This is a genomic window from Ensifer sp. GW821-FHT05G01, assembly GCF_059419585.1.
On the sequence record NZ_JBWKSC010000002.1, the window covers coordinates 128,168 to 151,645 of the forward strand.

The window sequence follows — 23,478 nt, forward strand, 5'->3', positions numbered from 1 at the left end:
AATCCGGTCCTCTCGACACAGGTCTGTTGACAGAGCGGGAAAGTGATGGCGCGATGGCCACTCGGTCTTCCCTTTCACCAAAAGTTCCGGGAGAAAGGCTGATGGCATTGCAATACGACATGTTTGTTTCGTCCGATCCGGACGAAAAGGGAGCACGCTCCAAGCGCGCATCGTCTCGCGCGGCTGCCGGCATGACTGCCGGGGCGATGGTCGATCATCTCGAGGCGACGGGTCGCTACCGCGTGCTGCAAAAGCTTGAGGCGCGTCCCGTCGTGACGCCGCCGCGGGCGGAATTTCCGCTCGTCGGCGTCATTCTCGATACTGAAACGACGGGCCTCAATCATCGCAAGGACGAGATCATCGAGATCGGCGTGATCGCGTTTACCTTCGACGCCCATGGTGCGATCGGCGACGTCATCGACGTTTATGGCGGTCTGCGGCAGCCGAGCGGTCCCATTCCTGCTGACATCACGCGCATCACCGGCATTACCGACGACATGGTCGCCGGCCAGACGATCGACCTTCCTCGGCTCCAGGCGATCATTGAACGTGCCGACCTGATTATCGCCCACAATGCCGGGTTCGACCGGCCGTTTTGCGAAGCCTTTTCGCCGATCTTCGAGAAGAAGGCCTGGGCGTGCTCGGTTTCCGAGATCGGCTGGAGCGACCGCGGTTTCGAAGGCACGAAGCTCGGCTACCTTATCGGCCAGGCGGGATATTTTCACGATGGTCATCGTGCCGTCGACGACTGCTTTGCGCTGCTTGAGGTGATCGCCGGGCCTGCAGATCAATCGCAGCAGACACCCTTTGCCGAACTCTATGCGGCAAGCCAGCGCTCGCGCGTCCGCCTTTACGCGGAAAACAGCCCCTTCGAGATGAAGGACCACCTGAAGGGTCGCGGCTACCGATGGTCTGATGGCAGCGATGGTCGCCCGAAATCCTGGTGGATCGAGATCGGCGAAGAGGCGCTGGACGAGGAGCTTCGCTACCTCAGAAGCGAAATCTATCGCTGGAGCGAGGCCGACCCGCCTATGGTGCGGCTGACCGCCTTCGACCGGTTCAAAGCGCGCTGACCCGTCCGACCGGCGCTCAGCGCATGGCTGCCCTGCGAAGTCGGCGCTACGAAAGTGGCCGGCTTCCTGTATATTGCACTCATCGAAGTGATGCACCTCCTCCCGCAAAGCTTCGATGAATGCAGGCGCTTTCTCCTCCTCCCAAAGAGCGCCTGTCGGAATGGCAACACTCCTCCTCCCAGTTGCCATTCAATCCCTTTAAGAGCCTGCCGCACCTCCTCCCGCGGCAGGCTTTTTCATTTGGGCGTGCGGGTACTTCAGAACGAAAGCTCGAGCTGGGGTCGTTCGTCGGCATCATTGCCGTTGAGCGACGACAGGGTGACGCCCAGCAGGCGTACGCCGCGCTTGAACGGATGGACGGACGTCAGCAACGACACCGCCACCTCCAGCATCTCGGGTGCCGCGGCGACGGGACCACTGAGCGTTCTGCTGCGCGTTGCCTGGGTAAAGTCCGAGTATTTCACTTTGACCGTCACGGTCTTGCCGCTCATCCCATGCGCCTCGCAATAGCGCCAGACCTTGTCGGTCAAGGGCAGTAATTCGGCACAGGCCGGCTCGAGCTCGAAGATGTCCTCGATGAACGTGTCCTCCGCGCCCACCGATTTGCGTACCCGGTCTGGCTGGACGCGCCGTTCGTCGATGCCGCGGGCGATGCCGTAGAAATACGGTCCGGATTTGCCGAAATGCTCCTGCAGGAACGCCAGGGATTGCTGCCGCAAATCAAGGCCGGTCTCGATTCCCAGTCGCTTCATCCGCTCTGCCGTGGCCGGCCCGACGCCATGAAACTTCTTCACCGGAAGTGCTTCCACGAAGGCTGGTCCGTTCTTCGGCGTGATTACGAACTGTCCATCAGGCTTGCGCTGGTCGCTCGCCATTTTGGCGAGGAGCATTAAAGCGGAACTGGTTGTGTCAACAACGACGTAAAGCGTTGTAATAGCCTATAATGTCAAGGACACCGCACCCTAAACTGTAAACAAGTTGCTCGATTGCCCTTCGGTTCGTCCATGGGTATCGGTCTGCCGACGTCACTCACAAGGGGCATCGAGAGGGGAACATCAGTTCGCCTGGTGCGGTCGATCCCTCTGGGGAATCGAACTGAGAGAAAATAGAGAGACGCTCATTAATCGAGCGCTGCAAGTCCGTTGCTGCAGGCGTCGCCTTAGCACGCCGGCTTAGTAGATCCGACCGCGGCGAAGCGAAGGGAGGCTTTGACCGTGGCCCGGATTTCAAGACGCCGAGGCGATTTCCCGTTGTAGGTCACACGGAGCCTTTGGCTAGTTCCTGCTGGCCAGCCTTGACCGCCTGCGAATTGTCGATCAACCCCCAGCCATTCTCCCCGGCCGGTCGAACGAAGACGACACCCTGTTCCTCGTACCAGGTCTGAAGCAAGATCGAGGCATGCGTCCTATCTAGCTCGCCCGACTCGAGACGTTGAATTGTACGCCTCGAGATCCCTGCCCCTGTGGCAGCATCCACTTGTTTCAGGCCGAGCAACTCACGTGCGGCGCGCAGGACATTGGGCGGAGCGATCATTGACTTCAGATCGCACGTGTCGTGAGGCCAAGCAATCGTTCATCGCGTAGGTTTGCTTCTCATGAAGACAATTCAAGGATTCGCAAAAATCAACGACGCCTAAGGCGTCGGACGTGACGCCCGAAAACTTGTCTGCTATAGCGCTCTCGAATGTTACCCATGAGAGGAATGGATCCTTGACCTTTCGATTCGACAGCCCTGAAACAGCATTGCGATTGTTCGACGATCTCACGCAGCTTAATGACGGCACATTGGATATCCCCTCTGCCCTCGCCGATGCTCCAACGCTGAGCGCCCATAAACTTGTCCTTGGTTGGTCGCACGCGCTCAGCGGAGTGGTTCATGGCCATCCCCATCTCCAGGACGGGAAGAAGATCGTCACGAGCCAGCTCTTTTTCCTTGATCAGCATTTGGGACTGGCTCGCACCATGAACCGCTGGTACCGGCTCGGTGGCTCCAAGCATGGGGTTCAGTGATATGAAGGGAGGAGATACCGGCGACCGCCTGCGCAAGCTGATCAAAAATCCAGCCACATACCTGGCCTATCGAGGTCTGCGTCGAGCTCTACTGGAAACCGGCCGATCGCTGCGTTCGAGTTCCAGCGGGTTCGTCATCTTCGTTATTCCGCCCGGATATCGCGCAGCGGACTATGAACTGGCTGCCTGGGATTTGATTGGTGTCGACCGGCAGGAGTGGGTGCCGCGGAGTGATGAGATACGGCTTAGCAATCCGCCCAGGAAGAAGGGAAAGCCTCATGATCCCATATCGGTATTCGACCTCCCCGGACTGGTGGCGCTGATTGCGAGGGACATCGACGAGGTTCCGAAGGACGTCCGTTTCGCGACCGCGGCAGTCATGTTCGTCGAACCGCCATCCGCAGGGCACATTCATGCGGCGCGCCGCCTTTTGGGAAGACCTCCGATTTCCGAAGACCACGCTCTTTTGCTAGGCCGCAAACCGCAAAATATCGTGGTTGCGGCAATCCTCAAAAGTGACCTCGGAGATCAGGATATTGCTCTCCTCGAAGACCTGGAACGTCCCCACATAGAGGGGCCGAGCCTTTTCGAATTGCCGGGATACGAAGAAGCGAAGCTCTGGGTTAAAAGGCTTCGTTCCGACGTCGTGCGGTGGCGAGCAGGCGGGCTGCCGTGGAGGGAGGTCGGCAGCGGTGCGCTTCTGTCGGGTCCCCCGGGCACAGGCAAGACGTTCTTTGCTTCCGCACTCGCGAAAGCACTGGGAGTGAGGCTGATCCCTACGACCATCGGAGAATGGCAGTCGGCGGGACATCTCGACGACACCCTGCTGGCAATGCAAACCTGTTTCGAGGGGGCGAACGACGGTCGAGGCGCTGTCCTCTTCATAGACGAAATCGACAGCATTGGGACGCGGTCGGTCAAGTCCGCCGGCGACAGCAATAATCACTATTGGCGGATCGTTCTGAACGAGTTTCTGAGCCTTCTATCTAGGCTGGGCGAGGGCGTCATTGTGATTGGAGCCACGAACTTTCCGGAGTACATCGACCCAGCAGTCAAGCGCGCCGGTCGGCTTGAGCACCATTTCACGCTGCCGCTTCCGGACAAAGTCACGCGAGCCGAGATTTTGAACTTCCACGCGGAGGGACACTTTCCGCTCGAATCCTTGGCTGAGATCGCCGAGGATTTGGAAGGCAAGTCCGGCTCTGCGCTGGAACAACTCGTGCGCGATGCGCGAAAGATGGCACGGGACGAAGATCGAGGACTGGAACTGAAAGACCTCAGAGCTCAGCTTCCGGAAAGGATAAGCTACACGGCGGAAGAGCTGCTCCGTCTCGCAGTGCACGAGACCGGTCATGCCCTTGTCTCACTTGCAGTCGGATACGCGACAAGTGCCACGATCGAAATCCAGGACTCGTTTGATCCAACAGCTCCGGGGTACCTTGGTGGTATGGCTTCCTACGAGCTGACGAAGGACCATCTCCCAACGGAAACAAGCCTTCTCAATCGCATTGCGGTCGCTCTTGCCGGTATGGCGGCAGAGGCTGCGGTATTCGGGGATAGATCAGTCGGATCGGGCGGCATCATGGGCAGCGATATCGAGCGCGCGACGTCACTCGCTCGACGGATGGTCGGCAGTTACGGTTTAGGCTCGAAACCCGTATTCATGGGGACCGTCGAAGACCTGGCTGGCGCGCGATTGCCTGAACGCTTTGAGAACGAGGCCCTTGATATTGTTGGCGCTCAGTATGACCGAGTCTTTAAGATGCTCGTAGACGAGCGGGATCGTGTCGTCGCTCTTGCTACGGAGGCGGTCAACCATCGTGCTCTGAAGATCGAACGCGGAGGATAGCAAACGCGGTGTAGCAAAGGGTGACGTTAACGGAACTTGGTAGTGTCGATCCGGCACCAGTTGTCTATGCGACGGGACGTCGACAGGCACCGATGTCGCCATGGCAATCCTGTCGAGTCCCGCAATCGAATCCTTCGATGGCATTGCTTCCTGACGGGGTAGAACCTGCCTCCGAATAGAGCGTGTCCTAGACTAAGGATTCAAATGGATGTTCGATGAATGTTTTGAAGACGTATCTTTGTAATGTGACCGTCGTCATCATCGACGATGCGGAAACTACAGCGAAACTCGAGCAGGCTTTTACGGCGGTTGGAGCGGTCGTTTTCGTCGTGAGCGATCTCTACACACGCTGCAGACTGAACCCGACTTTTCTCCCAGACGTCATGGTGGTCGACCCTGGGGCTATTGCCGATCGTGAACTGCGCGCGCTCGCGTTTAGTTGGGCCGACGACGACAGGTGCGTCCCGATTTTCTACGATACCCAGTGGCCGGAGGATCACTATGGTCGCAATGGAATGATCCATAAATCGAGACCCATTGCTGAGGTGGTCGAGGCCGCTGTTTTCGGAATGCGAGCGCGTACTCAAGAGCAAACCAACTAGCTTAAGAGATCATGAGCGTCGGGTCGCTCGGGCAGCCATTGGACGGCCCGTGAAAGGCAAGAGATCTTGAGGCTTGTAGCCACGCTCCCCAATCCCAGTCGGGAGTTCGAAGAACATGGATGCCAGAATACTCAAACAAGTTCAAAACGCCCGCAAGGCCACCAGGCAGGACCTCGTAGATGGCCTCGTACAGACGATCGTTCAGATCGGCGGCGATCCCCTAACCGTGAGAAAAGCACGGGACGAACTGAGCGCAGTGCTCAAGAAGGCTCGAAATGGCATACCTCAGGCTATCGGCAATCCCAAGACAACCGAAGGCATGACAGTTGTAATCTCACTGAAGGATCTTGCCGAGCTTGTCGCTGCTGCAAGGGAGGGAGAGAGCTTTGGGGAGGCTCTCGATGCTATAGGCTTCAAACCGTATACGGGCGGTCACATCATCGTCGGTCAAGGCCACAAGCGTGAACTCGGCCAATCGGTCTTGGGAGTTCCTGCGCCAAAAGGGAGAAAAAAGGGACCCAAGCAATGAGTCTGATCACCGGTCTAAGCGACCGATATCCGCACCTGGGATTTGACGACCGTCCATTTGCGGTCGCATGCGACGATGGCTGGCTGGGCATCCTGTGTGCATTCTTCGCCAACGCGGACAAAGCCATGGCTGCAGGAGGCTCTTTCATGCTGCTGCAGGTGAAGGAGAAGATGGGTGGTCTGCGCATCAATTATGCCACGGCAGACATCGCACCTGACGCTTGCCAGGCGATCGCCGATGCTCACCGGCTGGCCTCAGTGCGGTCCTTCCACGTCTGCGAGATCTGCGGACGCCGTGGGCGGCTGAACAACTTCCGTGGCCTGTGGAAGGTAGTCTGCGAAGAGCACGCTGACGGCGAGTTCGCCAAGGGTGTTCCTTTCGAGGGCCCTTCCAATCCTGACGATCCTTATTCCCCTGAGGCGGATCCGTTCGTAGCAGTTCGGCCGACCGTTCCGGAGTTCGATGCCGCTCCGCTGATTGAAGGATGGCTGATCGAGGGCCAGGGCGAGAGCGGTCCGCGCCCATGGCTATACGGCTGGTTCTTCGGCCAACCTGATATCAGCGACGGCGAGCATGGCCACACGTCTCCCATCGTGCAGATGGACGATATGATGCCCCCGCGCTGGGTTCGGACGGACAGTCGGCTTTACCGCCTCGGCCTGTATTACCCCCCGGCCGAGCGTGAGATCCGTTACTGGGTACAGAAGCTGGCTCGGCGTCCTGTCGTCCAAGGTAAGCCTCCCGGCGGCACCGACGATATGGAGGCGATGTTGTTCTTCCTCCGCTCGACCGGCCGCCTTCGAACGATGAAGATCGACCGCATGGAGCAGGCCTACCGCGAAGAGCAGCGGGACAAGGAAATCAGCCGCGGCAGGTGAGCCCAAGGCTGCTGGTACTTTCGCCCATGCTCGAGACTGTCACGAAGCCTCTGCTCGGAAGTTCGGCGACCTCTGCTCCGGGATTGATCGCCACTTTCGGCGTGGCGTTCGCGGTACCGCTTGCAGGTCGCGGCCCGATACCACGGCTGCTGGCGGCGGCTGGCACGGTTTTCTCCGCTGCGTTGATCTTTCGGATCCTCGATGCGCCGCTCTGCGGATCTTGGAGCGTGGGCACGCACTTCATATGGCATCTGCTCAACGCAGTCGCCCTGGGATTCGCGCTCCTGTCTGTAGTGGGCCGTGCAGTCTCGTGGTCGAAGCCCGTGCCGTCTGAGTCCTTGGGTTACTGCTGCCAGCCCGCGCTGGAGTCGAGCGCGGGTAAACCGGGCGCAGGCGAACACGAAGCGCGCTGCGCCCCGCGCATTTCACTCCTCCAGCATAAGTCTTCGTGGTATAGTCCGTCCATCCCATGAACCACGGGAGGGGTGAATGCGTACTCTTGTTTCAGCCCTGGTGAGCGGACTTGCGTTGGCAACGCCTGCCGCCGCTACCGAACCTTTCCACACAGCCAACTTCCCCGACCACACCATCGTCAGCCTGAGCCTCGTCGGAAACCTGACGGCGGCAAGCGGCGAGTATGACTACGACGTCTACATTTCGCTTTCGACCGCGAGCACCGACGGCTACGGGTCCTACAGCGATCCAAGCAGGCACAAGGCGTCGGTTCGCTGCCATGCTCCCGAAGCGGTCGCGGTGAGAGGGGTCAGCTATCCTATCCCAACAGCGACCGGGGGGGGCGACTGGAAGGACGATCTCTGGAGGGCTGTCTGCAAACCACCTGTATCGTAGGTTTCTTCCGACGGGACAATGCGACCGGATTCGTGCGCCAAATACCAGATATCAATCGGTAACCGCCGCCCAGGGAGCGCCACTTCTTTCTGTGCCACCCAGAGTGCAGGAGGAACAGGTTTGCGCAACTGGTTGACCAGCGCGGACGAGATCACAAGCGGAGAATTTAATGCCTTCGTAAGCGCCTCAAGACGCTGCGCGACATTTACCGCGTCCCCTATGACCGTGAATTCGCTGTGACATCCACTGTCGAGGACGCCGCCGACGACGGTACCATAGTGCAATCCTATCCCAGCGTTGAGGGCAGGATTGCCATCTACTAAGCTCTGGTGCTTCCAGTCGTTCAACGCGTCGACCAGATCGAGAGCGCACTCTAGGGCTCGATCCGCGTCGTCTTCCATTGGCGTAGGTTGGCCGAACACCGCCATGACGCCGTCGCCGATAAATTTGTCAACTGTCCCGCGGTGCGCGAAAATGGTTCCGGAAACCAGATGGCGGTATTGCGCCAGCACTGTCGCCAATTCGCGGGCGGGGGCCGTCTCGGCAAAACTGGTGAAGTCACGCAGATCGACAAACATGATCACAGCATTGCGCCGTTCGAGTTCGAGGGCCGAGCTTCCTTCCTGAAGGTCGGCGACCACAAACGGTGAGAAGAATCGCGAAAGATTGAGACGCCGCCTGTCTGCCAACAGAGCCTCCTTCCGCGTTCGGTCGTGATCTTTGGCAAGCAGATAGATTGCAAAGGCGGTGAAGCCATAGCTCACCGTCAGTCCCAGGTCCTGATTGAAAAAGGAAGCGACAAACGAAACTACGTCCGCCGTGTGGTGTCTGGCTGCTGTAACTGCCAGCATCCCGATCCAAGCCACAAGCACGATGCAGGAAAAGACAAGGACCAGCCGACGGTCAAGCTTCAGGCCAACGTGATTGAGGAGAATAAATGCGACCACGAGACTGGTCGTGGTCACGTTGTGGTTTTCGGTAACTGGGCCGCCAAGAATATGAGCGTAAAGGAGCAACGCGACCAGCAACGCGTCCAGAATGACAAACAGCGTTTTCAGCCAGGACCGGCCAGGCAGGAAGCGGGCACTCGCCACAGATGCGATGCTGATGACCAAATAGCAAATGACGACCGCTAAATGTGTGCCTTCGGCCCCTTCGTCGCCGCCTAGCAAGAGATTGACGAGCAGGATGGTGAAGGCGACGAACCGCAGAAGGATCGAACGGATTTCCCGCTCGAAGTCCCAGTCAGCGCTGAGTGAAGACGTCATGTTCTTCTCTGAACGAACGGATCGGTTTCGTAATCTCACGGTCAGCCGAGTCCGCTCGCTCTCGCTGCCGTGAGGAAGAAGGCGCGGTCAAAGTGGAGACCGCGCCCTCGCTAGTTGGTCACTTGACCTGTGTGACGGTCAGCTTTCCGTTAACGCGCTCGGCGATGAACTCGACGCTTGAACCTTCCTTGAGCTTGTCCATCAGCGCATCGTCCTGAACGCGGAAGACCATCGTCATCGCTGGCATCTCAAGATCTTTCAGTTCTTCATGAATGAGCGTGACTTTTTTCGCCTTCACGTCCAGTTTCTTTACAGTTCCCTTGGTGAACTCCGCCGCGTATGCCCCGAAGGCAGTACCAAGGGCGAGCGCGGAGGCCAGCGTAATTTTGATGATCGTTCTCATTGTCTAGTTCCTTTCAAACTTGATTATTTGGCCGCGACGCTAACGTCGCCATGCATGCCGGCATCGTAGTGGCCGGGTACCAGGCAGGCGATCTTGAACGTGCCGTCGTTGGTGAACTTCCAGATGATTTCGCCGGACTTTCCGGCGGCGAGGCGGATGGCGTTCGGGTCGTCATGTTCCATCTCCGGAAACTTTTCCATCGCAGCCTTGTGCTCGATGATCTTGTCTTTCTGATCGAGCACGAACTCGTGATCGAGCTCGCCCGCGTTCTTGATTGCGAAGACGATGGTCTGGCCTTTGCGCACCTTGAAGGTCGACGGCGTAAAGATCATCTTGCCGTCGTCGGTTTCCTTCATGGTGACACGGATCGTCTGTGTGGCCTTAGCCTTATCGCCGGGCTCGCCGACAGCCATCGCCTCACCGTGTCCGCCTGCGTGCGAGCCCGAAGCCAATGCCGGGGAGCCGAGTGTGGCAACGAGCATTCCGAAAATTACAGCTTTCATGGTGTATTCCTTCGTTTGATTGATGTTCGGCATGCGGGATCACCCGTGGTTCTTATGCTTCGGTGTGATCTGGGTCTTTGCGTCATTGGCCTTGGTTGTGTCGGGAAGATCGCCCGTCCACTCCCAGGCCTGGGTTCCGGGTGGGTTTTCGTACCAACCGGGATCGGAGTAATCGTCCGCGTTGATCCCCTCGCGGACTTTGACAACGGAAAACATGCCGCCCATCTCGATTGGACCATGCGGCCCCCAGCCGGTCATCATCGGGATCGTGTTGTCGGGAAGCGGCATCTCCATCTCGCCCATGTCGGCCATGCCTGCGGTGCCCATGGGCATGTACTCGGGGCGGAGCTTTTTGATCTTCTTGGCGACTTCTTTCTTGTCGACACCGATGAAGGTCGGGATATCGTGGCCCATGGCGTTCATCGTGTGGTGCGACTTGTGGCAATGGATCGCCCAGTCACCGACGTATTTGGCATCGAACTCGTAGGCCCGCATGGCGCCGACGGGGATGTCGATCGAGACTTCCGGCCAACGCGCCTCCGGGCGGACCCAGCCGCCGTCCGTGCAGGTCACCTCGAAATCGTAGCCGTGCATGTGAATTGGGTGGTTGGTCATGGTGAGGTTGCCGACCCGCACACGCACGCGGTCGTTCTTTGAAACAACAAGTGGACTGATGTCGGGGAAGATGCGGCTGTTCCAGCACCACATGTTGAAATCCGTCATTTCCATAATGCGCGGAACGTATGAGCCAGGGTCGATGTCATAGGCGTTGAGCAGGAACACGAAGTCCCGATCGACCGGCATGAACTTCGGGTCCTTCGGATGAATGACGAAGAAGCCCATCATTCCCATCGCCATCTGAACCATTTCGTCGGAGTGCGGGTGGTACATGAAGGTGCCGGACTTCACGAGATCGAACTCGTAGACGAAGGTCTTGCCGACCGGGATGTGCGGTTGCGACAGGCCGCCAACGCCGTCCATACCCGACGGAAGGATCATGCCGTGCCAATGAATGGTGGTGTGCTCCGGCAGTTTGTTGGTGACGAAGATACGGACCCGGTCGCCCTCGACGGCCTCGATCGTCGGGCCAGGCGATTGGCCGTTGTAACCCCAAAGGTAGGCGGTCATGCCGTCGGCCATCTCGCGTTCCACCGGTTCGGCGACGAGGTGGAACTCCTTGACGCCATTGTTCATCCGGTGCGGCAGCGTCCAGCCATTAAGTGTGACGACTGGCGTATAGTCTGGTCCTGAGCTGGGCCGAACAGGTGTTTGGGTCTCTGCCGTTTCCATGACGGCAGCTTCGGGGAGCCCCATGTTCGAGGTTTTTGCCCAGGCGGCGGTCGAAACGAGCGCGGCGCTTGCGCCGAGTATTTGTCTTCTGTTGAACATTGTCCGTTCCCCTCTCAATGACCGCCACCGCCGCTTTCGGCGGCTGCCGCGACTTCACTCCCGCCTGAAGCAGATCCTTGGCCACCGCCGTAGATGGCAGGGGCGAGATTGGCTTCGGCTAACCAGAACTCACGCTTTGCATTGACCGCGAGGATGATCGAGTTGATCTTCTCTCGGCTGTCGGCGAGCAATTCGAAGGTGTTGGTGATCATACCGCTATAGGTGAGGAGCGATTCTTCCTCGATCTTGGTTCGAAGAGGCACGACACTGTTTCGGTAATGGCGAGCGATATCGTAGTTGGAGCGGTAGGCTTGATAGGCGGATCGCGCCTCGGAGCGGACGTTCACTGACTTCTCGGCAAGCAGATTAGCCGACCGCATGTAGGCCAACTCGGCCTTGCGCATTCGAGCTTTGCCCGTGTCAAAGATCGGAATGACGAATTCAAGTTCGGCCTGGCCCGTCGTCTCGCGCTTTACGTCACCGTCCTCTACTTCTCGTTCCGTCTCGAATCCTGCGAGAATTTCGAGATCAGTGACGTATCGCGTGGCTTCCGTCAGCTTGTAGGACTTCGCCGTTGCTTCGAGATCGAGCTTGGCCATTTGCAGATCGACACGCCGCTGCAACGCCTCGGCTTCAATGAGGTCGCGCTTCATCAAGCCATTCGGCAACTGAGGCAACCGGTTGGGCACCTGATAGTCTATGTCGGCCCCCCAGAGTCCCATCAGCCGCGTCAATTCTTCCTTGGCGAGGCGGGCCGCAAGCCGAGCCTGGGCGGACTGGCCGGTCAACTCAGCATAGAACACGTGTTCTCGAGCCTGCGCTTCCTTTGTCATCGCGCCCGTTTCACCAAGCTTTCCAGCAAGGTCGGATGCGGCGTCCGCTGCAGCCTGTGCCTGATTGAGCTGGGCCACGGTTTCCCAGGAGCCAACAGCATTGATCCAGGCGCGGCGCGTGTCGGCGGCAAGCTGCAGCGTGCGCAGAGCGGCGTTGAGTTGGGCCTGACGAAAGCGGGTGTCGGCAATTTCGACGTTGCGCTTATGCGTTGCCAGCGCCAGGATATTTGCTGCAATCATTCCCTCAACGGATTTGAATGCTTCAAGGCCAGGGGCACCCATGCCGTTGAATCCGACCGAGACCGTAGGATTGATCAGCATCGTTGACTGCCAGGCATCTGCCGATGAATCACCGAGATCGGCGTAAGCCGCCTGGAGCCCCTTGTTGTTCAACAGGGCCACTTGAACGGCTGTTTCGACGTCGATGGTTTTCCTAGCCATCAACGTCTTCACGCGATCGGACACCACCTGAGCCTGTTGTTGGTTTTGAACCCAGACGGACTGCTTTCCGGTCGCCTCGGTGGTATTCGCCTCGACAGACGAAAACCCTGCATTGTTGGCCGCGTACTCGTTCGCAGAAACACAGCCGCCGAGAAGCAGCGGTAGCGCCAGAGTTGCCGCCATTTTGGACCTGAATCCGGTCATGACGCGTCTCCTTCAGGAGCTTGCGCGTCATTCTGATTCCGCCACGGCTTGGGATCGACCGGAGCGCGGTGCGTGTAGCCCGTAACCGGGCTGTGGTACTGAACAGGGCGGACTTCGGCCGGGGACGCGGCGAGGTTGCCCGAAGCAATAACGTCAGGAGGCAATGTGGCTGCGCATCCACTCAGGAAGAGCGGCAGAGCGGCCACCAAAAACAAACGTTTCATGGTGTGATCCGAATAGGAGATTGCAGCGGCGCAGGGAGCAAATCACGCTCACAGACGCACGATTGACCCGTAAAAGGGTGTCTCTAATTCAGATATTCGGGGGGCGGTGCAGCGCCGGAAGCTCGCCGATGACGTGAGCGTCGTCAATGTATTCGCGAATGGGAGCTACGTATGGGCCACCAACTGCATGTACGTGCGCGACAATCGCCATGCTGACGCAGAAGCCTTTGCAGCATTCTTGCTTCGACGTTTTCTCTGTATCTTCGGGGGAGGAGGCGTGGTCACCGTGAGGAAGCTGATCGCTTGCCATCTCGTGATGATCGCCGGGCTGCACAATTTCCGGATTTGGCGAAGCGCCATGCATTGCAGCGGAGGCAGTCGGCAACGAATAGCCCGCCAGTGACAATACGATCACCAAGCGAAGCAGAACCAGCATTTTTTGCAATGTGATTCGAAGCATACCCATGCCCGAGGACTACCATCGGCTGTTAAGTTGTCAATTGTCAGGTTTTACTAATAGACGATTCGCGTCGATTCTGTGGCGCTGTGCGACGGGCCTGTTGTCGAAACGGCGCTTGGTAACCCTTGTAGTGTTTCCAACGATGGTAAGGTCAAGAGCTTTCGGTTGGAGAGTGCGGGGCCCTGCGAAAAGAAACAGGCTTAGATGCATTACGCAATTTGGCTGATTTCTTCGGCCAGACTGCGGAATTGATCGGATACCCCAACGAACCTAGAAATGCAGGATGGCGAAGCTGTGGATCTCACATCTGAGTGGTTTGATGAAGCTAACGATTATTTTGTCGTTCGCTGCATTCACCTTCAGTAACTCAGAACAGGCTGCATTCGTTGTTGCCCAAAGTAGCGCCGCGCTTGTCCAAGCCCCGATTGATGTCGGCCCTTCCCGTCATTGCGTGAGTGCGGCAGAGAAAAAGAGCGACCACCACAAAAGCGAGCATGCCAAAGGCAAGTGCTGCGGTGCGATGTGCTCTGTTTTCGCGGTTCTGACGGACAATGCGACGTTGGCTGAGCGGACACCAGACACGACGCACGCACCCGCTGTTTGGTCGGAGCCGAATCCATTCTTTTCCCCCAGCCTCTATCGCCCTCCAATCGCCTGATTTTGTGAATTCGCGCCGTATCCGCAGCGCGTAATCGCGTAGACCGCCTAGCGGAATCACACGATTAGAGATTTCACAAGACGTAGGTTCATAGATGAACGGGTGCTCGCATCCGGTCCGGCGCAGGTGCCCATCCAGCACACCTCCGAAAGCCGACGGCTGGCGCTTACGCGCGGCTGGACCGGATTTTTGATGCGCGTTCATCGACCGAACTCACTTTGCCCGTCGCTTGGACACCGTGTGGCGCGAACCTTTCGCTAAAAGGGAGGTCGTTGCCATTCGGGATTGCGCGGCGTCGGAGCAACTCATCAGGAGTTCCGTGCATGTCTGCTATCAATTTCACCGATGTCGTTTTCCAAACGCCGCGCCGTGTCTGCCACAGTATCTGGGACGGGTTGCCTGGCGCGATTACGCAGACCCGCGCTATGCGCCGTTTGGGCAGATATATTTACCGCAGGTTCACCCGCCACACGGTTCGTACCCAGAGCCACTACACTCAGTTCATGCGAAACCCGCCGCTGTTGGATGTCTTGGCGAGGCTCCTGTCGGAGTACCAGATCGGGTCGACCGTCAAACTGGCTTCAATAGGATGCAGTACAGGCGCGGAGTTATATTCTGCCCTGTATGTCCTGCGCCGAGCCCGGCCAGATTTGAAAATTCTCGCGACTGGCGTGGATATTTCAAGCGAGGTCATCAAAGCTGCCGAACGAGGCATCTATTGTCCAGGCCAGTCCGCCGCAACAAACGGCTTGTATCTGGAAGGGCGACCAGAACTCTTTTGGGAAGACGCGAAAGCTCTTCGCGACCTGTTTGAAGTTCAGCACGGTGGAACGCTCCGGGTGCAAGATCGGCTTCGCAAGGACACCAACTGGCTTACAGCCGATGCAACGGAAGGTGGGCTCGCCGACACCCTCGGACCGCAAAATATCGTTCTCGCAAACAATGTGATGGGTCCGATGGACGACTCACTCGCCGAAGTCTGCTTGCGTAACGTGATGAACTTAGTCGAGCCCGGGGGATACCTTGTCGTTGATGGTATCGACCTCGATTTGAAGACGAGGGTTTTGGCAACGTCCGATTTCAAGCCGGTCCTCCTGGGACAGGAAGAGCTGTGGTCGGCTGATGGCTCAAAGGATGGGTGGCCATGGGTTCGTTGGGGGCGCGAGCCCCTGGATCGGACTGAACCGACCTGGGAGCTGCGATATTCCATTATCTTCCAGCATGCCCGTGTTTGAGGAGCGAGAGAAATTGGGTGGGGGGATGCGCTTTGGCGTATTCTCCCCTTACTGATCAACCAATCGCGCTGCCAAGTCTTCGCATCTTGATGAAGGACCAGTCCTTTGAACGTTGACAGGTCGGTAGGCCAGCCAAACCAGGCGCTAGATGAAGGCGGTGGAGGCGCAGAAGGCGCGAACCACACCCGTTCAGTCATGGCCGGAGGAGTTTGGGTGATTGCGGCCAAGGCGACTGCTCAAATCACACAGCTTTGTACGTTCTTTGTTGCCGCACGACTTCTCGCGCCGACCGAATTTGGATTGTTCGCATTCATTTCGGCCATAGCCATTCTGTGCGTTGTTCTTGCGGAAGGAGGTTGGGCCGAATTCATAATGAAATCCGGTGACGACCGCGATCGTTTCGACCAGGTGGCGACGATCGCTTTGCTGAGCGGTCTGTTCTTTACAATGTTGGGGGTGGGTGCCTCGGCAGCGCTTTATCTCTGGACGGAGAGATTTTGGGAGAGCGCTCTTCTCGCACTCTTCAGTTGCTGGATTCTGCCAGCCGCCGTTTCGACCGTATATGACGGCACCCTCGTTGTTCGTGGTCAGTTGCGTCAGCAGGCGTGTATTCGCATCCTGGCGGAGGTGGTCGGCGTTGGTGCCACGATCAGCGGGCTTCTTCTCGGATGGCATGCGGCCGCTCTGGTCGTCGGCAGAATTGCCATCCAGATGATGGTACTTATGGGGTCAGCCTGGACCGTTGGCTGGAGGCCGCGTTTATTTATCTCGCGATCGGTGGTGAAGGACGTTTTTGAGTTCTCACGGCATATTGTCGCGAACCGGATCATCGTCTTTCTCAGCTCATATTCTGGAACGCTCGCAGTCGGTAGTTTCCTTGGCGTAACCGAGGCCGGGTACTATCGCGCTGCGGAACGAATAGTCTCGGCCATCTCCGAGTTTTTAGGGGAGCCAACCCGGGCACTTGGTTGGATCGTCTTCAGGCGTGCCCGGGACAGGCAGGCCAAGCACCAAGACAATTCAGTCGCCGAAGCGAGCGGTCGCTTTCTGACCGTCCTGCTTGTTGTTGCTTCACCCATCTATCTTGGGCTGATGCAGGTGTCGGGCGCCCTAGTCTACTTCGTGCTTGGAGAGCAGTGGATGCCTGCCGCACTCATCGTGTCAGTCCTGTGCCTGAAGCAACTACTGCTCCTCCCGGGTTACATCAGCGAACCGTTGCTGTCCGTGATGGGCAACGTGAGCAAGAGACTGCCTGTCACCCTGTTGAACGTCTTCGTGTCGTTGTCACTCATTGTCGCGCTCGCACCATTCGGTCTGCTGCCGTTGGCGGTGGGACAATGCGTCAGCGCCGCCTTCGCATTGACGACATCTGTCAGATTACAGATACGGTTCGGCGGCGTTGACTGGCGAAGCGTGATGAAGAATATCGCAATCCTAATCGCGCCAGCCGCTTCAGCAATGGTCGCAGTTGTCGTTGTTCTTCATGGCAAGTTGGAGGTGCCGTCGATCCCGTTGATGTCGACATTCCTGTTACAGGTTGTGATTGGCGCTGCGGTCTATTGCTCGATCTTCCTGCTGCTTGCTCGATGGACAGGACGCGTGAAGCTTGCCCGGCAAGGTGAGCTATCGTTGTAGAGGTCGGCGAACTGGTTCCCCACGACGGTTCGATTGCCGAACCATTACCGCTATATGTTGGTCTTTTTTCCTGTGATCGATCTAACTGCCTACATTGGACTTTTCCTGGTTGCGTTCGGTGCGGCAACGATCTTGCCGTTCCAATCTGAGCCTGTGCTCGTCGGCCTTCTTTTATCCGGCAAATTCTCCGTGGCGGGATTGATCGCCGTCGCCAGCCTCGGGAATGTTTTGGGAGCTGTTACAAACTGGGTTGTCGGTCGGTTCATTGATCGGTTCCATGACGCAAAATGGTTTCCGGTCAAGGCGGCCTCGCTGGAACGAGCCAGCGGATGGTATCGACGCTATGGACGATGGTCGCTGCTTCTGTCGTGGATGCCCCTTTTCGGCGATGCGTTGACCGTGACGGCTGGTGTGTTGCGCGAACCGCTATGGTCTTTTGTGGTGCTTGTAACCTTGGCCAAAACGGGCCGATATCTGGCACTAACAGCCGCGACGCTAGGTACCCAAGCCGTCCTCGGGTTGTGATAGGGCAGGGCGTTCGCCGCGAGCTTTCGGGAACATTCTCTTCGCAGGCGCGTTTTTGAGGCGAACGGGAAACTGCCTCCATGCCAATCTGGAGCATAATTTACCGCTGGGTCAAAGTCGCGGCTCTGTGCATCATGGTAGTGAACCTCCATGTTGCGGCAGTCTCGGGCAACGGCAATAAATCTCTCAGTTGTCCGACGGTCACAGAAATAACCCATGGGTCTGGATCCGTGTCTCATCATAATGCCTGCTGTGCCGGTACGCAGTGTTGCCCCGTTATATCAGTGCTGCCATGTGCTGACCCGCCCGCTGCTCTCGTCCAACTGCCAACGACTTATGTGGACCAGTCACGTCCATTCCTCATCGTGCGCGGGCTCGACCCACCGCCGAAGTCTTCAGCCTCCTGAGACGACACTCGATTGACGTTCAAACCCACAGGAGAATTCCAATGAAAGCTGTCCTCAAGTTCGCGGTTGCAGCAGCGGCTGTGCCTTTCGTCATTCTTTCCGCAGGCACAAACGCCAAAGCTCAGATGTCGATGCCAGATGCCTGTAAGACCGAAGCCTCCGCCATGAAAGACATGAATATGTCGGGTGGTGGGATGCAGATGGGGGACATGGCCGAACATCAGAAAGCGACAATGGAAAGCATGCAAAAAATGCACCCTGCTATGATGCAGGCCATGATGGCGAAAGATCCGGACGTAGCCTTTGTTTGCGGCATGATCGCCCATCACATGGGCGCAATCAGCATGTCCGAAGTTGAGCTGAAGTACGGTGATGATGAGCAGGCCAAATCAATGGCGCAAAAGATCATCGACGCCCAGAAAAAGGAAATCGAAGAGATGACGACCTGGGTGAAGGATCACGCCAAGTGACCTCCGTTTCATTCGAAAGGGCAAGACTGCGTTGATGCGTGCCGCCGTTGCGCGGAGAACTGCCATAGCATGGCAGGATCGACGTGGTCCCGAGGGTGCCTTCGATGGGCACCCTCGGGAATTTTGTGCCCCTTGACGGCTATCAGGGCGCAACAACACTCGACTGAAATTTGGCTGCGGCATCCTCGGACATCTGACGAAGGCACCAACGTGCGTATGCCCTCCCAAACATCATGCCAATGAACTTGCCAAAGATGGTGCTTGGATAGTTGTAGTTGATGAAAATTCGCAGTCGACAAAACCCTTTTGCGGGTGTGATTTCGAATCCGACTTGATGAGCGCCGATAACGAAAAGACGTGTTCGGCCGAAGGTCCGCCAGGTTTTCCTATGGGGCGGATGGCGATCGACGATCACTTCTTCCACTGCCAAAGGAAGGCCGAGGAGGCTCCCGTGCATCTTGATCACGGAGCCAATCGCTTGCCCTCCGCGTCCGTCAAGCTCGTAGATCATCCTCGCGCCCAACATCATCATGGAAGACTCTCGCATGTGGCTCCCGATACGCGCGGGGTCATCCATGTAGCCGAACAACGCTTCGGCTGACGTTGAAACATCGCTGAGTACCTGTGCTGAATGGTCGTACAGGATCACTTTCGCACCATCTCATATGTCCACGGCTCTCAATCTGAGCGAATTCGCGATAACACTCACGGATGAAAGAGCCATTGCCGCAGCGGCGATTATGGGGGACAGGAGAATCCCGAAGGTCGGGTAGAGGACGCCAGCCGCCAAGGGTACGCCAGCCGCGTTGTAGATGAAGGCGAAGAACAGGTTCTGCCGGATGTTTTTCATAGTAGCGTGGCTCAGTTGTCGTGCCCGCGCAATGCCTTGAAGATCACCCTTCAGCAGGGTTACCCCGGCGCTTTCAATCGCTACATCCGTGCCGGTACCCATGGCGATACCGACATCAGCGGCCGCAAGGGCCGGGGCATCGTTCACTCCGTCACCCGCCATCGCGACGATCCGGCCTTCCTTGCGCAGACGCGCGACGATCTCGCTCTTGTGTTCCGGCAGGATTTCCGCTTCGACCTCCTTGATGCCGAGCTTCCGGGCGACAGCGTTCGCCGTGGTATTGTTGTCCCCGGTCAGCATAACCACGCGGACGCCCTCGTTCACTAAAGTTTGCACGGCTTTGGGTGTCGTCGCCTTGATGGGGTCGGAAATGGCGAAGAGGCCGCTGACGCGACCGTCGATGGCGACAAAGATGACGGTCGCTCCTTCGCCACGCAGAGCCTCTGCCTCCTTGGTCAGGGCCGACACATCGACGCCGGACTCCTCCATGATCCGATGACTGCCGATGATCAGCTTGCGACCGTCGACGGAACCCGTGACACCCTTGCCGACCGGGCTGTCGAACTCTTCCGCATTGCCGAGCGTCAGGCCGCGTTCTGTCGCTGATGCGACGATGGCGGCCGCGAGCGGATGTTCGCTGGCGCGTTCCAGGGTCGCAGCCATTCGAAGCAGATCGTCCTCGCTCAGGCCCCCGGTCGTGGTGATCGAGGTCACCTTCGGCTTGCCCTCGGTGAGCGTTCCCGTCTTGTCGACCACCAGCGTGTCGACTTTCTCGAAACGTTCGAGAGCCTCGGCGTTCTTGATCAGCACGCCGAGATGTGCTCCGCGGCCGACCCCGACCATGATCGACATCGGCGTTGCCAGACCGAGGGCGCACGGGCAGGCGATGATCAGCACCGCGACGGCGGCCACCAGTCCGTGCGCGAAGCGCGGCTCTGGTCCCAGCCACATCCAGACTGCAAAGGCGATGATGGCGATCGCGATGACCGCGGGAACGAACCAGCCGGAAACCTCGTCGGCGAGCCGCTGGATCGGAGCGCGGGAACGCTGGGCCTCCGCCACCATCTGCACGATCCGCGACAGCATCGTGTCGCGCCCGACCTTGCCTGCCTCCATAACGAAGCCGCCCGTCTTGTTCATCGTGCCGCCGATCAGTTTTGCCCCGGCTTCCTTGGTGACGGGCATCGACTCGCCGGTGATCATGGACTCATCGACCGAACTGCGGCCCTCCACAAGGGTGCCATCGACGGGAACCTTCTCGCCAGGGCGGACGCGCAGCTTGTCGCCGACGGCGACAGCCTCGAGATCCACATCCTCGTCGGTGCCATCGGAGCGTATGCGGCGGGCGGTCTTCGGTGCGAGATCGAGAAGCGCCCTGATCGCGCCGCCCGTCTGTTCCCGCGCCTGCAGCTCGAGAACCTGCCCGAGCAGCACCAGCACGGTGATGACGGCGGCCGCTTCGAAGTAGATCGCGACCGCCCCTTCGCCGGATCGGAATGTTTCCGGAAACAGGCCGGGGGCGACTGTTGCGACGACGCTGTAGACCCAGGCGACCCCGGTGCCCATGGCGATCAGCGTGAACATGTTGAGGTGCCTGTTGACGATGGATTGCCAGGCCCGTTCGAAGAAGGGCGCGCCAGCCCAGAGGACGACCGGGGTCGCCAGGGTGAGCTGGATCCAGTTCGACGTCTGCGGACCGAGCAGCATGTGCAGGTTGGTGAGATGGCCGCCCATCTCGAGCGCCAGCACGGGCAATGTCAGCACTAGCCCGATCCAGAACCGTTGCCGCATGTCGACAAGCTCCTCGCTTGGACCCATGTCGGCCGTCACGACCGCGGGCTCGAGTGTCATGCCGCAGATCGGGCAGTTGCCGGGGCCGAGCTGGCGTATTTGGGGATGCATGGGGCAGGTGTAGATCACGCCATCCTGCTGTGAGCCCTGCTTGCCTAAGGCCTCGGGGCGCTTCGCGTTCTGATTGGCGTGGTGGTGATGGTCGTGACCTTCGTGTTCGTGGTGATGCTTATGCTCGTCCATGGGATTTCTCCGTAACGGTATCCGCCTCCAACAGAGCTAGCGTCCAGCCACCCAGTAAGGGGGCCGGACGTCTCCTGTTTATGCGTAGGCGACGAAGGACATCATTCCCGATGCCATGTGATAGAGGTGATGGCAGTGGAGCGGCCAGCGGCCCGGATTGCTTGCGTCGAACACGACACTCACGCTCCCCATCGGCGGCACGAGAACGGTGTCCCGCACAGCGCCGCCGAATGCTTTCCCGCCGATGTCGACCACCTGGAAGTGGTGTCCGTGCAAATGCATCGGATGGGACATCATCGACATGTTGCGCATGACGACCCCAATCCTTTCCCCCTCGCGGACATCAAGGCCGTCGCCGCCTTCGATCCGCCATTCGTAGCCGCTCATATTGCCCGTCAGATTGAGCTCGAACCGGCGGTCGGCGAGACGGGTGGGGAGCGGTGCGACGGCTGCCAGCCGCTGTTCCAGGTCAAGCCCGACGACCGGGCCGGGTTCCGTCCCGCGCGGGGTAACCTTGGCGACCTTTGTACCGGAGGGTGCCAGGATGACGCCCGTGCGATGATCCGTTCCCTCGCGCAGCGCAAGGATTGGATGGGCGTCGGGCGACTTCGGAAGCTCTAGCCGGATATCGAGCCGTTGACCCATGGAGATCGGGAAGCGGTTTCCGGAAATTGGTTGCACGAGTTGCCCGTCGACGGCGATCAACTGTCCGGTGAGCGTGCCCGTGTCGATCGTGAAGGCGGTGGCCGTCGCGCCATTGATGATGCGCAGGCGGACGCGTCCTCCGCTCTCGACGGTGAAGACTTCAGGATCGTCGAGCGTTCTGTCGTTGGCGAGATAGGCATCGTACTCGATGTCGTTCAGATCCATGGCGGCCATGCCCGGCATCGCAGTGCCGGACATCTGACCCTGCATGTTGGACGCCATGCTCTGCATCATCGCGCTGTGGTCCATCCCGTGACCGCTAGACGATCCCTTCAGCTTGGCGAGCAGTTCTTCGGCAGGTGTGAAGGAGAAGTCGTGCAGCAGGACGACCACTTCCTGCTCGTCGCGCTGCCTGTCGTCGGCGGTCCGCACGATCAGGGGCGCGGCAAGCAGGTTCTGCTCCTGGAGTGTATGCGCATGCATCCAGTGCGTGCCGCCGGAGCCGACCGGAAACGTGTAGCGCCGGGTTTCGTTCGCTTTCAAAAGTGCTGCGGGATTGTCCGGAACCCCGTCCATATTCCATGGCGGCGCAAGGCCGTGCCAGTGGATGAGCGTTGCTTCCCCGCCTTGATTTGAAAGGGCAACGTCGAACGCAGCCTCCGCGTCGAGCGTCAGCCCGACAGTGCCATCTGGTTGGAGGAGCCCGAACACGTCGGCGGCTTTGCCGTTCACCTCGATCACGCGCTTCGTGATCGCAAGATTGCGGGTACCCGCGTTTGATGTTGCCTTGCTGGCCTCAGCCCAGCTTTTGTTTGGATGCAAAGCGGCAGCCGATGCGGCGACCACGACGCCCGACATCAGTCCGCCCAGGAATTCACGGCGTTTCATATCCATTGACCTCTCGTTCCGTGCCGGCCAATGCCGGCGAAGGTCGCATCACAGGATGCGACCGGGGAAGACAGCCGACAAGCGACGGCTGTTCTCGTTCATATGGCGGATCGAGGAGGGCCTATGGCGGGGCGGGAGGTGATCCCGGCGATGGACGGTTGAGGAGCGAGGTCACGACGGCCGTCCGAGTTCAAGTTGATTTCGCCGATAACTGAAGTGGGGAACACCGCGTAGCACAGGCTGCAGACGCTCATGCAGCACGCTTTCGGGCCGTGTGGTTTGCTGTCGACGTGAAGATCGGTTTTAGCCTGGGAGGAGATGGCATGTTGACTGCCGACAGCGTGTGTCCCGCAATCCACGGCGGCGGCTTGAGTCATCGGCACGAACAGAAACAGAATTGCGACGAGGACGGCCAGCAATTCCCTTGCACGTTTCCGGACGATGTGACTGGCGGCGATCATGGTTTCGTTCGACACCCTGTGCTGTCTTCGCGCACAATGCGCAATTCCTGCATGCATCGCCTTGACCTTGATCAATCGACACCGATTGCGAGTCCTTGGCGTGGAGGCGGGCAGATTGCGCCTCCCGCCCACCGTGATAAGGTTTCGCTCTCACCG

At 58.7% G+C, this 23,478-nt stretch carries 24 protein-coding genes and 2 pseudogenes; 12 read left to right on the top strand and 14 right to left on the bottom strand.

Going from position 1 to position 23,478, the window contains the following annotated elements; genetic code table 11:
• Positions 1–101 precede the first annotated feature (101 nt).
• Positions 102–1,073, top strand: a complete 972-nt coding sequence (locus tag AC07UR_RS06405) for a 3'-5' exonuclease (protein ID WP_173421553.1) — start codon at positions 102–104, stop codon at positions 1,071–1,073.
• Between the two features lie 257 nt (positions 1,074–1,330).
• Here AC07UR_RS06405 and AC07UR_RS06410 read toward each other — a convergent pair.
• From AC07UR_RS06410 to AC07UR_RS06420, 3 genes and pseudogenes are all read right to left on the bottom strand, one after another.
• A pseudogene (locus AC07UR_RS06410) lies at positions 1,331–1,957 on the bottom strand (DinB/UmuC family translesion DNA polymerase); the annotation flags it as partial.
• 373 nt (positions 1,958–2,330) lie between these two features.
• Positions 2,331–2,462 (bottom strand): hypothetical protein, encoded by a 132-nt coding sequence (locus AC07UR_RS06415; protein ID WP_268833707.1) that lies wholly within the window; start codon positions 2,460–2,462, stop codon positions 2,331–2,333.
• A gap of 18 nt (positions 2,463–2,480) precedes the next feature.
• A pseudogene (locus tag AC07UR_RS06420) lies at positions 2,481–2,606 on the bottom strand (helix-turn-helix transcriptional regulator); the annotation flags it as partial.
• Between the two features lie 176 nt (positions 2,607–2,782).
• Here AC07UR_RS06420 and AC07UR_RS06425 point away from each other — a divergent pair.
• The 6 genes from AC07UR_RS06425 (at position 2,783) to AC07UR_RS06450 (ending at position 7,789) form a co-directional block, all read left to right on the top strand.
• Complete coding sequence (locus AC07UR_RS06425; RefSeq protein WP_209789345.1) at positions 2,783–3,082, top strand: DUF6634 family protein; 300 nt, start codon at positions 2,783–2,785, stop codon at positions 3,080–3,082.
• Positions 3,069–4,931, top strand: a complete 1,863-nt coding sequence (locus AC07UR_RS06430; protein ID WP_209789346.1) for an AAA family ATPase — start codon at positions 3,069–3,071, stop codon at positions 4,929–4,931. Before AC07UR_RS06425 ends, AC07UR_RS06430 begins: the two co-directional genes overlap by 14 nt.
• A gap of 215 nt (positions 4,932–5,146) precedes the next feature.
• On the top strand, positions 5,147–5,533 hold the full coding sequence (locus tag AC07UR_RS06435) for a hypothetical protein (protein ID WP_209789347.1): 387 nt from the start codon (positions 5,147–5,149) through the stop codon (positions 5,531–5,533).
• 115 nt (positions 5,534–5,648) lie between these two features.
• Positions 5,649–6,062, top strand: a complete 414-nt coding sequence (locus tag AC07UR_RS06440; protein ID WP_209789348.1) for a hypothetical protein — start codon at positions 5,649–5,651, stop codon at positions 6,060–6,062.
• Positions 6,059–6,940, top strand: a complete 882-nt coding sequence (locus tag AC07UR_RS06445; protein ID WP_209789349.1) for a hypothetical protein — start codon at positions 6,059–6,061, stop codon at positions 6,938–6,940. The genes AC07UR_RS06440 and AC07UR_RS06445 overlap by 4 nt, the downstream gene beginning before the upstream one ends.
• 489 nt (positions 6,941–7,429) lie before the next feature.
• Positions 7,430–7,789, top strand: coding sequence for a hypothetical protein (locus AC07UR_RS06450; RefSeq protein ID WP_209789350.1), 360 nt, complete (start codon positions 7,430–7,432; stop codon positions 7,787–7,789).
• Here the strand turns inward: AC07UR_RS06450 and AC07UR_RS06455 are convergent.
• From AC07UR_RS06455 to AC07UR_RS06485, 7 genes are all read right to left on the bottom strand, one after another.
• Positions 7,708–9,057, bottom strand: coding sequence for an adenylate/guanylate cyclase domain-containing protein (locus AC07UR_RS06455; RefSeq protein WP_209789351.1), 1,350 nt, complete (start codon positions 9,055–9,057; stop codon positions 7,708–7,710). The two genes, AC07UR_RS06450 and AC07UR_RS06455, sit on opposite strands and share 82 nt — an antisense overlap.
• Before the next feature lie 118 nt (positions 9,058–9,175).
• Complete coding sequence (locus AC07UR_RS06460; RefSeq protein ID WP_209789352.1) at positions 9,176–9,460, bottom strand: copper-binding protein; 285 nt, start codon at positions 9,458–9,460, stop codon at positions 9,176–9,178.
• Between the two features lie 23 nt (positions 9,461–9,483).
• Positions 9,484–9,963 carry a cupredoxin domain-containing protein gene (locus tag AC07UR_RS06465; RefSeq protein ID WP_234941676.1) on the bottom strand — a complete coding sequence of 160 codons (480 nt, stop codon included), beginning with the start codon at positions 9,961–9,963 and terminating at the stop codon, positions 9,484–9,486.
• Positions 9,964–10,002: 39 nt separating this feature from the next.
• Positions 10,003–11,352, bottom strand: coding sequence for a multicopper oxidase family protein (locus AC07UR_RS06470; protein ID WP_209789354.1), 1,350 nt, complete (start codon positions 11,350–11,352; stop codon positions 10,003–10,005).
• A gap of 14 nt (positions 11,353–11,366) precedes the next feature.
• Positions 11,367–12,830: a TolC family protein gene (locus AC07UR_RS06475; protein WP_209789355.1), complete on the bottom strand. Its 1,464-nt coding sequence runs from the start codon at positions 12,828–12,830 to the stop codon at positions 11,367–11,369.
• Positions 12,827–13,054 carry a hypothetical protein gene (locus AC07UR_RS06480; protein ID WP_234941677.1) on the bottom strand — a complete coding sequence of 76 codons (228 nt, stop codon included), beginning with the start codon at positions 13,052–13,054 and terminating at the stop codon, positions 12,827–12,829. The genes AC07UR_RS06475 and AC07UR_RS06480 overlap by 4 nt, the downstream gene beginning before the upstream one ends.
• 88 nt (positions 13,055–13,142) lie before the next feature.
• Entirely contained in the window at positions 13,143–13,520 is a 378-nt protein-coding gene (locus tag AC07UR_RS06485) for a hypothetical protein (RefSeq protein WP_209789356.1), read from the bottom strand.
• A 277-nt stretch (positions 13,521–13,797) separates the two neighbouring features.
• Here AC07UR_RS06485 and AC07UR_RS06490 point away from each other — a divergent pair, with 277 nt between their 5' ends.
• The 5 genes from AC07UR_RS06490 (at position 13,798) to copM (ending at position 18,444) form a co-directional block, all read left to right on the top strand.
• Positions 13,798–14,172 (top strand): hypothetical protein, encoded by a 375-nt coding sequence (locus tag AC07UR_RS06490; RefSeq protein ID WP_209789357.1) that lies wholly within the window; start codon positions 13,798–13,800, stop codon positions 14,170–14,172.
• Positions 14,173–14,495: 323 nt separating this feature from the next.
• The gene (locus AC07UR_RS06495) at positions 14,496–15,407 is read left to right on the top strand and encodes a CheR family methyltransferase (RefSeq protein ID WP_209789358.1); all 912 of its coding nucleotides are present in this window, start codon (positions 14,496–14,498) and stop codon (positions 15,405–15,407) included.
• A 195-nt stretch (positions 15,408–15,602) separates the two neighbouring features.
• Positions 15,603–17,042 carry an oligosaccharide flippase family protein gene (locus tag AC07UR_RS06500; RefSeq protein WP_234941723.1) on the top strand — a complete coding sequence of 480 codons (1,440 nt, stop codon included), beginning with the start codon at positions 15,603–15,605 and terminating at the stop codon, positions 17,040–17,042.
• A 54-nt stretch (positions 17,043–17,096) separates the two neighbouring features.
• Entirely contained in the window at positions 17,097–17,567 is a 471-nt protein-coding gene (locus AC07UR_RS06505; RefSeq protein WP_209789720.1) for a YqaA family protein, read from the top strand.
• A 448-nt stretch (positions 17,568–18,015) separates the two neighbouring features.
• The gene (copM, locus tag AC07UR_RS06510) at positions 18,016–18,444 is read left to right on the top strand and encodes a CopM family metallochaperone (protein WP_209789360.1); all 429 of its coding nucleotides are present in this window, start codon (positions 18,016–18,018) and stop codon (positions 18,442–18,444) included.
• A gap of 142 nt (positions 18,445–18,586) precedes the next feature.
• On the opposite strand, the gene AC07UR_RS06515 is transcribed toward copM, so the two are convergent.
• The 4 genes from AC07UR_RS06515 to AC07UR_RS06530 form a co-directional block, all read right to left on the bottom strand.
• Positions 18,587–19,093, bottom strand: coding sequence for an SRPBCC family protein (locus AC07UR_RS06515; RefSeq protein WP_327795824.1), 507 nt, complete (start codon positions 19,091–19,093; stop codon positions 18,587–18,589).
• Between the two features lie 12 nt (positions 19,094–19,105).
• Complete coding sequence (locus AC07UR_RS06520; RefSeq protein ID WP_209789722.1) at positions 19,106–21,196, bottom strand: copper-transporting P-type ATPase; 2,091 nt, start codon at positions 21,194–21,196, stop codon at positions 19,106–19,108.
• A 210-nt stretch (positions 21,197–21,406) separates the two neighbouring features.
• Positions 21,407–22,861: a multicopper oxidase family protein gene (locus tag AC07UR_RS06525; protein WP_209789723.1), complete on the bottom strand. Its 1,455-nt coding sequence runs from the start codon at positions 22,859–22,861 to the stop codon at positions 21,407–21,409.
• Positions 22,862–22,959: 98 nt separating this feature from the next.
• Complete coding sequence (locus tag AC07UR_RS06530) at positions 22,960–23,397, bottom strand: hypothetical protein (RefSeq protein ID WP_209789361.1); 438 nt, start codon at positions 23,395–23,397, stop codon at positions 22,960–22,962.
• Between the last annotated feature and the right edge of the window lie 81 nt (positions 23,398–23,478).

Bases quoted from the DNA above. Each gene is read 5' to 3' on its own strand.
- AC07UR_RS06405 (WP_173421553.1), top strand. From the start codon at position 102: ATGGCATTGCAATACGACATGTTTGTTTCGTCCGATCCGGACGAAAAG.
- AC07UR_RS06430 (WP_209789346.1), top strand. From the start codon at position 3,069: ATGGGGTTCAGTGATATGAAGGGAGGAGATACCGGCGACCGCCTGCGC.
- AC07UR_RS06435 (WP_209789347.1), top strand. From the start codon at position 5,147: ATGAATGTTTTGAAGACGTATCTTTGTAATGTGACCGTCGTCATCATC.
- AC07UR_RS06440 (WP_209789348.1), top strand. From the start codon at position 5,649: ATGGATGCCAGAATACTCAAACAAGTTCAAAACGCCCGCAAGGCCACC.
- AC07UR_RS06445 (WP_209789349.1), top strand. From the start codon at position 6,059: ATGAGTCTGATCACCGGTCTAAGCGACCGATATCCGCACCTGGGATTT.
- AC07UR_RS06450 (WP_209789350.1), top strand. From the start codon at position 7,430: ATGCGTACTCTTGTTTCAGCCCTGGTGAGCGGACTTGCGTTGGCAACG.
- AC07UR_RS06455 (WP_209789351.1), bottom strand. From the start codon at position 9,057: ATGACGTCTTCACTCAGCGCTGACTGGGACTTCGAGCGGGAAATCCGT.
- AC07UR_RS06460 (WP_209789352.1), bottom strand. From the start codon at position 9,460: ATGAGAACGATCATCAAAATTACGCTGGCCTCCGCGCTCGCCCTTGGT.
- AC07UR_RS06465 (WP_234941676.1), bottom strand. From the start codon at position 9,963: ATGAAAGCTGTAATTTTCGGAATGCTCGTTGCCACACTCGGCTCCCCG.
- AC07UR_RS06470 (WP_209789354.1), bottom strand. From the start codon at position 11,352: ATGTTCAACAGAAGACAAATACTCGGCGCAAGCGCCGCGCTCGTTTCG.
- AC07UR_RS06475 (WP_209789355.1), bottom strand. From the start codon at position 12,830: ATGACCGGATTCAGGTCCAAAATGGCGGCAACTCTGGCGCTACCGCTG.
- AC07UR_RS06480 (WP_234941677.1), bottom strand. From the start codon at position 13,054: ATGAAACGTTTGTTTTTGGTGGCCGCTCTGCCGCTCTTCCTGAGTGGA.
- AC07UR_RS06485 (WP_209789356.1), bottom strand. From the start codon at position 13,520: ATGGGTATGCTTCGAATCACATTGCAAAAAATGCTGGTTCTGCTTCGC.
- AC07UR_RS06490 (WP_209789357.1), top strand. From the start codon at position 13,798: ATGGCGAAGCTGTGGATCTCACATCTGAGTGGTTTGATGAAGCTAACG.
- AC07UR_RS06495 (WP_209789358.1), top strand. From the start codon at position 14,496: ATGTCTGCTATCAATTTCACCGATGTCGTTTTCCAAACGCCGCGCCGT.
- AC07UR_RS06500 (WP_234941723.1), top strand. From the start codon at position 15,603: ATGGCCGGAGGAGTTTGGGTGATTGCGGCCAAGGCGACTGCTCAAATC.
- AC07UR_RS06505 (WP_209789720.1), top strand. From the start codon at position 17,097: ATGTTGGTCTTTTTTCCTGTGATCGATCTAACTGCCTACATTGGACTT.
- copM (WP_209789360.1), top strand. From the start codon at position 18,016: ATGAAAGCTGTCCTCAAGTTCGCGGTTGCAGCAGCGGCTGTGCCTTTC.
- AC07UR_RS06520 (WP_209789722.1), bottom strand. From the start codon at position 21,196: ATGCATCCCCAAATACGCCAGCTCGGCCCCGGCAACTGCCCGATCTGC.
- AC07UR_RS06525 (WP_209789723.1), bottom strand. From the start codon at position 22,861: ATGAAACGCCGTGAATTCCTGGGCGGACTGATGTCGGGCGTCGTGGTC.